The sequence below is a fragment of the Selenomonas sp. oral taxon 478 genome, from assembly GCF_001189555.1.
In the GTDB taxonomy this organism is placed as follows: Bacteria; Bacillota; Negativicutes; order Selenomonadales; family Selenomonadaceae; genus Centipeda; species Centipeda felix.
Genome location: NZ_CP012071.1, coordinates 573,140 through 586,676 on the forward strand (window position 1 = coordinate 573,140; position 13,537 = coordinate 586,676).

11 protein-coding genes and 1 riboswitch are annotated in these 13,537 nt (G+C 59.0%); of the genes, 5 read left to right on the plus strand and 6 right to left on the minus strand.

Translation table 11 applies throughout. The features are described from left to right. Window positions 1-35: 35 nt before the first annotated feature. From scpA to ADJ74_RS02825, 6 genes are all read right to left on the minus strand, one after another. Complete coding sequence (gene scpA / locus ADJ74_RS02800) at window positions 36-2,234, minus strand: methylmalonyl-CoA mutase (RefSeq protein WP_006690341.1); 2,199 nt, start codon at window positions 2,232-2,234, stop codon at window positions 36-38. Beyond that, on the minus strand, window positions 2,234-4,417 hold the full coding sequence (locus ADJ74_RS02805) for a methylmalonyl-CoA mutase family protein (protein WP_050341703.1): 2,184 nt from the start codon (window positions 4,415-4,417) through the stop codon (window positions 2,234-2,236). Before ADJ74_RS02805 ends, scpA begins: the two co-directional genes overlap by 1 nt. Before the next feature lie 435 nt (window positions 4,418-4,852). Next, a riboswitch (cobalamin riboswitch) is annotated at window positions 4,853-5,082 on the minus strand. Window positions 5,083-5,180: 98 nt separating this feature from the next. Further along, the gene (locus ADJ74_RS02810) at window positions 5,181-5,990 is read right to left on the minus strand and encodes a G5 and 3D domain-containing protein (RefSeq protein ID WP_009753791.1); all 810 of its coding nucleotides are present in this window, start codon (window positions 5,988-5,990) and stop codon (window positions 5,181-5,183) included. Window positions 5,991-6,311: 321 nt separating this feature from the next. Continuing rightward, window positions 6,312-7,070 (minus strand): pyruvate formate-lyase-activating protein, encoded by a 759-nt coding sequence (pflA, locus tag ADJ74_RS02815; RefSeq protein ID WP_050341704.1) that lies wholly within the window; start codon window positions 7,068-7,070, stop codon window positions 6,312-6,314. Next, window positions 7,057-9,306, minus strand: a complete 2,250-nt coding sequence (pflB, locus tag ADJ74_RS02820) for a formate C-acetyltransferase (protein WP_050341705.1) — start codon at window positions 9,304-9,306, stop codon at window positions 7,057-7,059. Before pflB ends, pflA begins: the two co-directional genes overlap by 14 nt. Before the next feature lie 285 nt (window positions 9,307-9,591). Then, on the minus strand, window positions 9,592-10,758 hold the full coding sequence (locus ADJ74_RS02825; RefSeq protein ID WP_050341707.1) for an MFS transporter: 1,167 nt from the start codon (window positions 10,756-10,758) through the stop codon (window positions 9,592-9,594). A gap of 115 nt (window positions 10,759-10,873) precedes the next feature. On the opposite strand from ADJ74_RS02825, the gene ADJ74_RS02830 reads away from it, so the two are divergent. Genes ADJ74_RS02830 through ADJ74_RS02850 form a run of 5 tightly spaced genes read left to right on the plus strand, consistent with a single transcriptional unit; the run spans window position 10,874 to window position 13,436 of the window. Beyond that, on the plus strand, window positions 10,874-11,431 hold the full coding sequence (locus ADJ74_RS02830) for a flavodoxin family protein (RefSeq protein WP_050341710.1): 558 nt from the start codon (window positions 10,874-10,876) through the stop codon (window positions 11,429-11,431). Between the two features lie 59 nt (window positions 11,432-11,490). Further along, complete coding sequence (locus ADJ74_RS02835) at window positions 11,491-11,757, plus strand: DUF4160 domain-containing protein (protein ID WP_039981324.1); 267 nt, start codon at window positions 11,491-11,493, stop codon at window positions 11,755-11,757. A gap of 10 nt (window positions 11,758-11,767) precedes the next feature. Further along, window positions 11,768-12,112: a DUF2442 domain-containing protein gene (locus tag ADJ74_RS02840; protein ID WP_009753784.1), complete on the plus strand. Its 345-nt coding sequence runs from the start codon at window positions 11,768-11,770 to the stop codon at window positions 12,110-12,112. Window positions 12,113-12,123: 11 nt separating this feature from the next. Further along, window positions 12,124-12,492: a nitrous oxide-stimulated promoter family protein gene (locus ADJ74_RS02845; protein WP_050341713.1), complete on the plus strand. Its 369-nt coding sequence runs from the start codon at window positions 12,124-12,126 to the stop codon at window positions 12,490-12,492. Continuing rightward, the gene (locus tag ADJ74_RS02850) at window positions 12,489-13,436 is read left to right on the plus strand and encodes an asparaginase (protein ID WP_050341716.1); all 948 of its coding nucleotides are present in this window, start codon (window positions 12,489-12,491) and stop codon (window positions 13,434-13,436) included. The genes ADJ74_RS02845 and ADJ74_RS02850 overlap by 4 nt, the downstream gene beginning before the upstream one ends. Window positions 13,437-13,537: the final 101 nt, after the last annotated feature.

The window sequence follows — 13,537 nt, forward strand, 5'->3', positions numbered from 1 at the left end:
GCGCAAGCGGTGGAAGGGGCGTTTTATTTATTTCCTCAGCCCGCAGCCTCTTCCTTCGCGCGTGCGATGAGAAGTGTCAGGAGTTTGATGCCCGCCTCGGGGATGTTCGTGCCCGGTGCGAAGATCGCGACTGCGCCGTGCTCGTAGAGGTTGTCATAGTCCTGCACGGGGATGACGCCGCCGATGCAGACCATGATGTCGTCACGGCCGAGCTTCTTCAGTTCATCGACGAGCTGCGGCAGGAGCGTGTTGTGTCCCGCTGCGAGGGAGCTGAACCCGACCATGTGCACGTCGTTGTCGACCGCGTCCTGCGCCGTCTCGGCGGGCGTCTGGAACAGCGGCCCCACATCGACGTCCCAGCCCATGTCGGCGAAGGAGGATGCGATGACTTTCTGCCCGCGGTCGTGTCCGTCCTGTCCCATCTTCGCGACGAAGATACGCGGACGGCGACCCGTGAGTTCCTCGAACTCGTCCGCCATCTCACGGGCGCGGTCAAGCTCGGTCTTGTCCGTAAACTCGGAGGAGTAAACGCCAGAGATCGTATGAATGACCGCCTGGAAGCGTCCGGAGACCTTCTCCACCGCATCGGAGATCTCGCCGAGCGAGGCGCGGGCGCGGGCTGCATCGACGGCCGCCTCGAGGAGGTTGCCGTTGTCGCGGCTCTCTGCCGCCTTCGTAATGCCCTCAAGGCAGCGGCGCACGTCGTCTGCGTTGCGCTCTGCGCGCAGTTTTTCGAGACGTTCCACCTGTGCCTGGCGCACCGCTGTATTGTCGATCGCGAGGATCTGCAGGGGGTCTTCCTTTTCGAGACGGTATTTGTTCACACCGACAATGCTCTCCAGTCCAGAGTCGATCTGCGCCTGACGGCGTGCCGCCGCCTCCTCGATGCGCATCTTCGGCAGTCCCGTCGAGATCGCCTTTGCCATGCCGCCGAGGGACTCGACCTCCTGGATGTGTGCCCAAGCACGGCGAATGATCTCGTTTGTGAGTGACTCGACGTAGTAGGAGCCGCCCCACGGGTCGATGATCTTGCAGACGCTCGTCTCGTCCTGAATGTAAAGCTGCGTGTTGCGTGCGATGCGTGCCGAGAAGTCCGTCGGCAGGGCGATCGCCTCATCGAGCGCGTTCGTATGGAGCGACTGTGTATGCCCGAGTGCCGCCCCCATCGCCTCCATCGCCGTGCGCGCGATATTGTTGAACGGATCCTGCGCTGTGAGCGACCATCCCGAGGTCTGGCTGTGCGTGCGGAGCGCCATCGATTTGTCGTTCTTCGCGCCGAAGGACTTGACAATCTTCGCCCAGAGAACGCGCGCCGCACGCATCTTGGCAACCTCCATAAAGTAGTTCTTGCCGATCGCCCAGAAGAATGAGAGACGCTTTGCGAAGTCGTCGACGGCGAGCCCCGCCTTGATGCCTGTGCGGATGTACTCGAGACCGTCCGCGAGCGTGTAGCCGAGCTCGATGTCCGCCGGCGCACCGGCCTCCTGCATGTGGTAGCCGGAGATGGAGATGCTGTTGAACTTCGGCATATACTTCGTCGTGTACTCGAAGATATCGCCGATGATGCGCATGGACATCTCGGGCGGGTAGATGTAGGTATTGCGCACCATAAACTCTTTCAGGATGTCGTTCTGGATCGTGCCCGCCATAATCTTCTTATCGACGCCCTGTTCTTCGCCCGAAACGATGAAGAACGCGAGGATCGGCAGCACTGCGCCGTTCATTGTCATGGAAACGGACATCTGGTCGAGCGGAATGCCCGAGAACAGGATGTTCATGTCCAGCATGGAGCAGACCGAGACGCCTGCCTTGCCCACGTCGCCGACCACGCGCGGATTGTCCGCATCATAGCCGCGGTGCGTCGGGAGGTCAAATGCGATCGAGAGTCCCTTCTGCCCGGCGGCGAGGTTGCGCCGATAGAAGGCGTTCGACTCCTCGGCCGTCGAGAACCCCGCGTACTGGCGCACCGTCCACGGGCGGAACACGTACATCGTGGAGTAGGGCCCGCGCAGGCAGGGCGGAATCCCGCTCGCAAAGTCGAGGTGGTTCATGTGCGCATAGACATCGTGATCGTAGAACGGTTTCACGGGGATGCGCTCCATCGTCTTGTGTGTGAGTGCCTCAAACGTCCGTCCCGTACCGCCTTCGAAAAGGGCGCGCCATTCCTTGGAGTCTGCGGACGGGCTTTCGCCGAGGCTCATGCCCGTGAAATCCGGGTTCGTAAAGCCTGCCATTACGCAATCATCCCTTTCTGTTTCTGGAGACCCTCGAGGATCTCATAGCAGTTCGCGCGGACGGAGATATATTCGTCAATGCCCGCTTCCTTGTACGTCTCAAGCAGATCCTTCGGCGCGGCGCCCGCGAGAAAAACACGTGCCTGCGGCAGCACCTTGTGGAGCTTTGGCGCGAGGGCAGGGACGATCTCGGGATAGGTCGCATCCGTGGAGCAGATGACGACGGCATCCGCACCGCTTGCACGCGCCGCCTCCGCTGCCTCATCAACGGTCTTAAAGCCGTCGTTGCCGAGTACCTCGAATGCACCAACCTGCAGGAAGCCTGTGGTAAAATCCGCACGCGCCTTGTGCTGCGGGATGGGGCCCATGTTCGCGAGGAAGATCTTCACATTGTCGTCCTTCGCCGCCTTATAGTCCTCTGTACGCCGGCGCAGCGCCTCAAAGCGTTCGCTCCAGCGGTGCGGTGCAATCGCCGCGACCGTCTCCGCACCTTTCCCTGCTGTGAGCGCCGCCATCAGCTCGGCAATCGTCGCTCCCGCAAGCGCCGCCTCAACAGCATTCTGAACGGAACCATCTGCCTTGAACGCCGCAAGGGCCTCGTCGCGGTGCTTTGTGTCGATGTCGGAGAGATATGCTTCGATATCTTTCGTGCGCTGTGCCTTGAGCGCTGCCGTATCCTCGGCGCGTGTCTCGAGCAGCGTCTCTGTCATGTTCGGATACATATTGTTGCCGACAATGCGGTCGCGGCGCAGATCGGCATTCTTAAAGCGGTCGGCGAGCACCTTCGCGATGCCCTCCTGAACCGTTCCTGCACGCAGTGCCGCAGCGATGCCGCCCTCTTTCTCGATACCTTGGAACGCCCCCCAGATTTTTTCCTTCATCTGGCGCGTCAGCGTCTCAACCGCCCACGAACCGCCCGCGGGGTCGATCGGCTGCAGGAGACCGAATTCCTCCTGGAGCATGATCTGGACGTTGCGCGCAATGCGGCGCGAAAACTCATCGCCCTTGCGGATGGGTTCATCAAACGGCGCACTCTCGAAGGAGTCGATGCCGCCGACAACGCCCGAGAAGATCTCCGTCGTGTTGCGGAGCATATTGACGTAGGGATCGTAGATGGTCTTGAAGAAGAGTGCCGGGCGTGCATGGATGTGCATCTTCTGTGCCTCCGCACTGCCGCCGAACGCCTTTACAATCTGTGCCCAGAGCGGACGTACGGCGCGCAGTTTCGCGATCTGCAGGAAGAAGTTCGCACCCATGGAGAAACAAAATGCAATCTGCGACGCTGCCTCGTCAATCGTAAGCCCACGTTCGCACAGTGCACGCAGATATGCCGTCGCCGTCGCAAGACACGTCGCAACCTCCTGCACATCGTTTGCGCCGCCGCTGCTGTAGACATCGCTGCGCACAAACACCGTCCGCAGACGCGGCGCGTTCTTCACCGCCCAGCGTGCCGCCGCCGCGAGACTGTCATAGTGCGCCTCAAGGGAGGCGGAGAGCTTCCCGTCCGTCACAAGTGCGCCGATGGGGTCGGATCCGATGATGCCGTGCAGTTTCCCCACAGCCTCGCCCGCCGCGCGGCGTGCCGCCGCCACGAGCGCGAGAAGGGGCACGGCATTTGCACCCGCATAGACATAGAGTGGGAATTTCGCGAGGTCAAGTCCCGTGAGGAGCACGTGCATGTCCTCGACCGTCGTCACACTCGTCCCTGTGTCGCCGACCTTCTCCGCCTGACGCGCATCCACACCGGCGCGCGACGCCGTATCGAGCACAATGTGGTAGATCGTTGCGCCCTTGTCGTTCTCATGGCGCAGGAGCTCGTTGTTCTCCGCCGGGAGCGTCTCGTCACACGCCTGCGCGATGCCCCACGGCTTGCCGATGTAGCCCGCCGCATCCACGCCGCGCAGATAGTCCCCCATGCCGGGCATAACTCCCTTCGGCAGGATGTCCTCCGTATGCTTTCGCGTATACATGGGGTCAAAGGTGATCCCCTCATAGGTCTTCGTGAACATCTTCTTTTCGAACGGCGCGCCCTTCAGGAGTGCCTCACAGGCGGCTTTCCACTCCTCATCCGTGGGCGGCGTGAATTCATCGAGCGGAACATCGGGGAAATCCTCGACATCCGCCGATTTCTTCAGAAGCTTCTGAAGTTCCTCGTCGCTCGACCGCTCTTTTTCTTCCGGCATAGTACGTCCTCCTTTAATTTATTCCGGGAAGGCTCTGTCAGTTCAATGGATAAACTGACATTATGATAAAGCAACCAATGCAAGTTTTGCACACGATTGCTAACCCTAAAAAAAATCGCCCTGAGCTTCCACCCTCAGAGCGTTCCCCCATCACGAGGGAAAAACGAGAACTGAAAAGATGAGCAATGTTTCCCCAAGGAGCAATGCTCCTTCATCCCGGGGAAATCTCTGCGCATGTTCCCATACGTGCGCACAGATCTCCGCAGGATCGCGCAGGGAATCGAGCCTTGCATAGAAAAAGCCCATCCCGCAGCAGCAGAATGGGTCTTTTTCGGTATCGTCACTCAGTTCTCGTGTCGTTTGGTCGCGGCTGCGCCAAACTTTATATCAAGCGAACGAATCCGCAAAATCTCCATCCCCATCACTCGCAGGTCAATCGGTGATTGTTAATCAAGCAGGTCTCCTGGCTCCAGTTCATCGCTCCTTCGCATCTTCCCGGGGGGCTTCCCCAGTGACTGCCGGCTCGCGCTGGCGTGCGAATTTGCTCACTGTTACAGTGGCGTGACCGCTCCGGCTTATGAGATCATACTCTCCCTACCGGATTCCCTATGAAGCATTAAGGCTTTGCACAGCAAAACCTCTGCACTTGATCCAATTTCTATATGTAATTTTTATGGTACGATAGAATAGTACCACTGAAAGCACTTCTTGTCAATAAAAAAGAATCACTGTGTGAATAATTCCACAGTGATTCTCTCTTTTGTTACTCGAGGACGTAGACCTCAACCGAGCGCCGGCCGAACTGGATTGCCTCGTCATAGCTCTCCATGCAGAGGTCAATCGTGTTGCCGACGATCGCCCCGCCCGTATCCGCAGCGATTGCCTCGCCGTAGCCCGGGATATAGAGCCGCGAGCCGAGCGGAATGACGTTCGGATCGACGGCGACAACACCGCGGCGCGCCGCCATGCCGGTCGCCGTAATGCCGCTGCCGCCCCCGTCACTCGGGAGATAGGCGGATGCGTGCATTGTATAGGCTGCACGATAGCGGGGAATCCCCCGACTTACGCGTTCGGCCTCGCGCTCACGCGCGCGCCGCTGCTCCGCCGCCTGCTCATTCTCTGTGAGCTGTATTGCAAGGTTTGCGGTGACTGGTGTATCAACACCGGGGTTCACATCAACCTCGTTCATATTGTAGCCATACTCTGCCACAACGTCGCCGACGGTATGTCCGCTCGTCATAACCTGCTGCGTATCGCCCCAGAAGGAGATGGTGACGGGCACGGCGCGCCGTACGGAGATGTCCGTACGCGGCGGATCCTTGCTCTCCTGCACCTCGTAGGTGTCCTTCTCGCCGAGCGTAACGCCAAGTTTTGCAAAAATATCGTTAGGCTGCGTCTGCACCGTCATGTCGTTGATCGTCTCTCCATCGACATGCACACTCACGCGGTGCATATTCTTCGGCAAGCCGTTCATCGTGAAGCCGCTGGACATCAGCATCATGCCCGCCAGCGCCGCACAGAGCACCGTGTTCTGCTTCTTTCTCACAAATGTTCCTATGCTTTTCCACTGCATAGAATCCCCCCTTTGTTGGAGGTATTTTCCCACTTTGACCTGAATTTTTCATGAAGAATGGGATGTGAGTTAAAATTGAGAGCGATTTTCCGAGTTTGCGCGCCACTTTGCTAAAAAATGCAGTACAGAGCATCGTGCTCCATACCGCAGTTTTTTTATGGAATCGCTGATAAAATGAAGTCCGTCAGATTGGCGTAGATTTTTTCGTCCGAACGAGGTGGAAAACCGGACGCAGAGTGGTGCTCTGTGGAGGATTTTCCGCCGAAGTGCGGGCAAAAAAGATGCGCTAAGATGGCGGTGCTGAATTTATCAGTGCTTCCATTATTTATCCTCTGTGCGAGAGGTCTTTCCCCCGCACAGGATTGCCTCGGCGCGCGCGATCTCCTCTGCCGTCGGCACGGGCGTATCCCCGAGCGGGTACGGCAGATGAAGTGCCTCATATTTGTGCCGCGCCATCGCATGATAGGGCAGCACCTCCACGCGCTCGACCGTTCGCAGCGTCCTGATGAAGTCCGCCAGCCGGTGCAGGTCATCGGCATCCGTCGTCCATCCCGGCACGAGCACGTGACGGATCCACATGCTTTTCCCCTGCTCCGATAGGTACCGCGCGAGTGCCAGTACCGGTGCATTGGACGTGCCCGTCAGCGCACGATGCTGCGCGGGGTCGATGTGCTTGATGTCGAGGAGAAAGAGATCAGTGAGCGGCAGCAGCGCCCGAAACGCGCTGAAGAATGGCTCATCCTCGGTAAAGGGGCCGCCCGCCGTGTCGATGACCGTGCTGACCTGCTGCTCCTTCGCCAGGCGAAAGAACTCCGTCACAAACGGGAGCTGCAGCAGCGGCTCGCCGCCGCTGACGGTGATGCCGCCGCGCTCCTTCCAGTATGGACGATAGCGCAGTGCCTGCCGCAGCACATCCGCCGGCGTTCGCTCCTCGCCGCCCTCTGTCTCCCACGTCTCGGGGTTGTGGCAGTACTGACAGCGATAACAGCAGCCCTGCACAAAGACGATGAAGCGGATGCCGGGCCCGTCGACCGAGCCGAAGCTCTCCGTCGTGCTGATTCTGCCTTTACATATGCTCATGGAAGGTACGCGAAATCACATCCTGCTGCTGTTCGCGCGTCAGGCTGATGAACTTGACGGCGTAGCCCGAGACGCGGATGGTAAAGTTCGCATAGGCGGGATCCTCTGGATGCTCCATGATGTACTCGAGAGTCTCGCGCCCAAACACATTTACGTTCAGATGGTGCGCCCCCTGATCGAAGTAGCCGTCCATCGCACTCACAAGGTTCTGCACGCGCTCGTCCTCGTTGTGTCCGAGCGAGGCTGGTGTCATGCTCTGCGTATTCGAGATGCCGTCGAGTGCCCAGTGGTACGGCAGCTTTGCCACGGAGTTGAGCGAGGCAAGCAGCCCACAGCACTCTGCGCCGTAGCTCGGGTTTGCGCCCGGCGCAAGCGGCGTCCAGGCCCTTCGTCCATCCGGCATCGCGCCCGTGTACTTGCCGTAGACGACGTTCGACGTGATCGTGAGGATGGAGGTCGTCGGCTCAGAGTGGCGATAGGTATGACGCGCCTTGATTTTAGAAAGGAAGGTCTTGAGCACCCACTTTGCAATCTCGTCCGCGCGGTCGTCGTCGTTGCCGTAGCGCGGGAAGTCGCCCTCGACCTCGTAGTCCACGACGATGCGGTCATTGTAGATCGGCTTTACTTTCGCGTACTTGATCGCGGAAAGCGAGTCAACAACATGCGAGAAGCCCGCAATGCCCGTTGCGAACGTGCGGCGCACATCCGTGTCGATGAGCGCCATCTCGGCCGCCTCGTAGTAATACTTGTCGTGCATATACTGAATGATGTTCAGCGCGTTCACGTAGACGTGCGCGAGCCAGTCCATCATGCGCTCATACTTGATGATGACGTTGTCATATTCGAGGTACTCCGTGCGGATCGGGCGGTAGGCAGGACCGACCTGCACGCCGCTCTTTTCGTCCATACCGCCGTTGATCGCGTAGAGGAGACACTTTGCAAGGTTCGCACGCGCACCGAAGAACTGCATCTCCTTGCCCGTCTGCGTCGCGGAAACGCAGCAGCAGATCGAGTAGTCGTCCCCCCACTCGGGCTTCATTACATCGTCGTTCTCGTACTGGATCGAGCTTGTACGGATGGAGATGCGCGCCGCATAGTTCTTGAACGTCTCGGGCAGGCGCGAGGAGTAGAGGACGGTGAGGTTCGGCTCGGGGGAGGGGCCCATGTTCTCGAGCGTATGAAGGAAGCGGAAGTCATTCTTCGTGACCATGTGGCGGCCGTCCATGCCGATGCCCGCCATCTCAAGCGTCGCCCAGATCGGATCGCCTGAGAACAGCTCGTTGTAGGACGTGATGCGTGCGAACTTCACCATACGGAACTTCAGCACAAGGTGGTCGATGAGCTCCTGCGCCTCTTCCTCGGAGAGCGTGCCGCGTGCAAGATCACGCTGAATGTAGATGTCGAGGAAGGTCGAGATGCGTCCGACGCTCATCGCTGCGCCGTTCTGCGTCTTGATCGCCGCGAGGTAGCCGAAATAGAGCCACTGCACTGCCTCGCGTGCATTCTGCGCCGGCTGCGCGATGTCGAAGCCGTAGCTCGCCGCCATCTCCTTCATGCCCTTCAGTGCACGAATCTGCTCCGCGACCTCCTCGCGCTGACGGATCACATCGTCGCTCATGATGCCGTCGCCATAGTTCAGGAGATCCTCCTGCTTGAACGCGATGAGGTGATCGATGCCGTAGAGCGCGACGCGGCGGTAATCGCCCACGATGCGCCCGCGCCCGTAGGTGTCGGGCAGTCCCGTGATGATGTGGCTGCGGCGTGCCGCGCGGATCTCGTCCGTATACGCGTCAAAAACTGCCTGATTGTGCGTCTTATGGTACTTTGTAAAGATCTCGTGAAGCTTCGGGCTGACCTTGTAGCCGTAGTTCTCGAGTGCCTCCTCCGCCATGCGGATGCCGCCGTACGGCATAAATGCCTGCTTCAGCGGTTTGTCTGTCTGGAGACCGACCACCTTTTCAAGGTCTTTATGTGCGGGATCGATATAGCCCGGGCCGTATGCCGTCAGCCCCGAAACGACCTCCGTCTCCATGTCGAGAACGCCGCCCTTGGCACGTTCCTCCTTCTGGAGTTCCTGCACGCGTGCCCACAGACGATTCGTCGCATCCGTCGGCGGCGCAAGGAAGGACTCGTCGCCGTCATACGGTGTATAGTTGCGCTGGATGAAGTCACGGACATTGACCTCCTCCTGCCACACGCCGCCTGTGAATCCATCCCAATGTTTGCTGTGCAGCATAATATACCTCCTGTTATTTATTATTGAGGAAATCCCTCATTCGGTACTTTTATGATACTTGAATCACATTCACTTTTCAATATCTTTCAGAAGATAAACGATATCAATATTTTTCATGAAAATCATAAAAAAATCATATAGGTTCTGCAGCAAAAAGGCAGACAGCATCCGCCGTGCAAATTTCCCGACGCAGGCAGTCGTATGCCTGCCCCACGAAAGGCTGCTGCGGAGTATCGTCGCCGTCCGCTATGGCCGCAGCATTCCTCATGAGCTCATAAGATAGAGCTATTCCCGCTCCGACCCCGGCTCCGGCGTCACGAATGCGAGAAGAGCCGCCAGCGGCAGTGCGATGACAGAGACGAGGAGCGCAGGCGCGAGCCCGATGTGGTCGCCGAGTGCCGCCGTCGCCGCGACACCAAGGCTGCCGAGGCCAAACGACATGCCGAGCATCATCCCCGACGCCATGCCCGCATTCTCGGGGAGTGCCTGCTGTGCCCAGATGATTGAGCTCGGCTGCGGTGCCATCAGCATAAAGCCCGCCGCAAAGAGGACGGCACCGCCCAGTACGTCCGCGCTGACATGGGTGAAGTAGTAGGCAGACGGCAGGATGCCGAGGAGGAGCGCCCCCACGATGATTCTGCGCCCCGAGAGAGAATCGGCTAGGTTGCCGCCGACGAGTCCGCCGACCATGCCGCCGACCATGAAAATCATGAGAAAGAGCCCCGCTGCGTGCGTATCCTCGCCGCTGCGGACGAGGAGGAGCGGGAGGAACGTCCCGAATGCACCGTGTGTCCAGCAGCGCAGCCCCATCGCGAGGTTCAGCGTGATCGTCGTACGGGCAAAGAGAACGTGCGAGAGCTTCGACGGATGTGCGGGTGTGTGTTCGGGCAGCGAGGAGACGGCGCAGAGCCCCGAGCGCAGAAACAACGCAGCGATCAGGATCGTCGGGAGGAGCAAAAGAGGCAGAGCACGCAACGGAAAGAAGTCGAGGAAGGCGACGAGGATCAGCGGGACAAACGCCATGCCCGCGTTCCCCCCTGCGATGAAGTAGCTCATCATCCCGTTTCCGCGCCCCTCCGCCGCTGTCCGTCCGATGAGCATGGAGGAGAGCGGATGATACGCCGCAACAGCGATGCCCGTCACGGCGACAACGAGGAAGAGAAGTGCCGTATGCGATACGTACCCCACCAGACACATGGGAGCAGCGGCGGCAGGCACGAGCCACGGGAGGAGCGGGCTGAAGTTCCGCCGATCCATCACGCAGCCGATGACGGGCTGGAGCATATTCGTCGTCACCGACGAGACCATGACAAGCACGCCGCACATCGTCAGGGACAGACCGAACTGCGTCATGAGCAGTGGGAGCAGGATGGGCAGAAAGTTTCCATAGAAATCCACCATCCCATGTCCCGTCGAGAGCAGTGCCGCCGCATGACGTATCTCATATTTCATCTCATATTGCCTCCTGTGATTGATTTCCTTGCACAATACGCAAAAGTATGTTGTAATAATTCCAACAGAATATAATTTTAGCAAACCGCAGGGAAATGTAAAGGAGTATTGTCACATGAGAAAATGGGCCGTCATCTATTCGTCCGCCTCTGGAAACACCAAAACGATTGCCGAGGAGATCGCCGGGACGGCAGGGGCTGACCTCTTCCCCATCCAGAACGCGCCGACGGATCTCTCCGCCTACGAGGTTGTCGCCCTCGGCTACTGGATACGGCGCGGCGGTCCCGACGACCGCATGAAGGCATACCTGCCGCAGGTCGCAGATGCGCGCGTTGTCCTCTTCCAGACGCACGGAACGGACGTCGGCTCAGAGCACGCCGTCACCTCCTTTGCGCGTGCCGCCTACCTCCTCGGAAAGGGCTGCGAAATCCTCGGCACATTCTCCGCGCAGGGAAAGCTCGCGCCCGCCCTCATCGAGCGACGCAAGAAATCCGATCCCGACGACACCCACAACAGCCCCGAGGCGCAGGAGCGCTGGGTGCGTGCCGCCGAGCATCCAAACGAAGCGGATCGCGCTGCCGCACGTGAATTCGTCCACAAAATGGAGCACAAAATGGATCTGCTCGAAAAATTCCGCCGTGCGCAGGAGGAAAAGAAAAGCGCACACGCTTGAATGCTTTACAGCCCCACGCTACCGCTTTATACTATTGATATAGAAAGATGCATTTTCTTATGCCCGAACTCAGTCGTTTTATGGGTATGGTCATCAAGATGATCTTTTTCGATGATGACCGCCATCACAAACCACACGTTCATGTATTCTACGGTGACTTCAAGGCATCCGTCGCCATCGACGGAGAACTCCTTGCTGGCAAACTGCCGGACAAGCAGTTAAAGCTTCTCACAGCATGGCTCTATATTCACGAGGATGAACTCTATGCTGCATGGAACAACGCCGTACGCGGGATGCACTTTGACAAGATCGAACCGCTCAGATAGGAGACACATCATGTATATTCGAGATGGGATTGCCTATGCCTCAGAGCCTTATGAGGATCTGACCATCACCGGTTTTCGCATCATTGACGACCTTTACATGGTCGTCACATTTTCAACAGGCGAGGAGCGTATTTTCGATGTTTCGGGACTTCTACGCTATCCTGCATTCGCGCCGCTGTCCGATCGCAGCGTATTTGATACAGCACGCTTGGAGCACGGATTTCTCACATGGCAGAATGGAGCAATTGACATTGCTCCTGAGGCAGTTTATAAGGAAAGCTACCCTTACAGTACACACACTGCCAATCGTCTGCCAAGCAGCAATACCCTCCCGCCTCTGGCATATTCTAGCTAAGGTTACGCTACATGGATACCGAAAAAAAACGCGCGATGGAAGCCGAGGTGATGTCGATGATGATCGGCATCTACTGCCGCGGACACCATCACGCGAATCGCAGTGCTGCATCTGAGAGCGAGCCCTCGCTCTGTCCCGACTGCCGCCGCCTCCTCACCTATGCCCGCAGCCGTATCACGGCATGCCCGCGCATGGATGTCAAGTCGTTCTGCTCTGCCTGTCCCGTCCACTGTTATAGCCGAGAAATGCGGGAGAAAATCCGTGAGGTGATGCGCTGGAGCGGACCTCGCATGCTCCTGCATCACCCGCTCATGACCCTGCATCACATGTGGATTGACTACCGTTCACGATGTCGCGAGAAAAAGGAGCAGCATCCATGAAAAAAATCCTGCTGATCGCCACGGGCGGCACCATTGCTTCGCGGGAAACGGAACACGGTCTGCGTCCCGCACTCTCCGCAGATGACCTGCGCGCTGCGATGGGCGTGAAAGACGCCGCCGTGGATACACTCGACCTCCTCGCCCTCGACTCGACCAACATCGCCCCGCCGCACTGGGAGCGGATCGCCCGGTGCGTTGCCGACTGTCGTCAGGCACACGACGGCATCATTATCTCACACGGCACAGATACCATGGCGTACACCGCCGCTGCCCTCTACTATATGCTCGAGCATATCGACCGCCCTATCGTCCTCACGGGGGCGCAGCGGCCACTCGGCACGGCGGACTCGGATGCGGGGGCAAATCTGCGCCTCGCTGCACGCGCTGCGCTCAGCGGACATGCGGGCGTCATGATCGCGTTCGGCGGACGCATCATTCACGGCAACGCCGCAAAGAAAGTTCACTCCCTCGCCGACGATGCCTTCCGCAGCATCGGGCGTACAGAGATCGACCTCGATGCCGCGCCCATCCCGCCATCTGCCCCCTTCTGTCTGCATGGGACACTGGAGCGGCGCGTCGCCGTCCTCCGTCTCTACCCGGGGATGTCCCCCGGCGCCGTCACAACCTGCATCAAGGCGGGCTGCCGCGGCCTCATCATTGAGGGCTACGGCCTCGGCAGCGTCCCCACAGGGGATGCGGAGGCGAGCTTCCTCCCCGCCCTGCAGCTCGCGCGCGAGGCGGGCTGCACCGTCGTCCTCACAACGCAGTGCATTGAGGGCGGCGCGGACATCCGCCGCTATGAGGTCGGCGTGCGGGCGGCAGAGCTCGGCGCTCTCTCGGGCGGCACACTCCCCATCGAGGCACTCTATGCCCTGCTCCTGCAGCGTCTTGCCGAGAGTCCCGCGGGGACGCCGCTCACCTCTCTCGATGTAGCTGAGAAATAAAAAACGCTTACCCTAAAAAATTATTGAAAATTTTTCTCAAATACCTATTGATTTTCTTTCTCACATGTGCTATATTCTATACAAGCTTTCGTTGAGGAAAC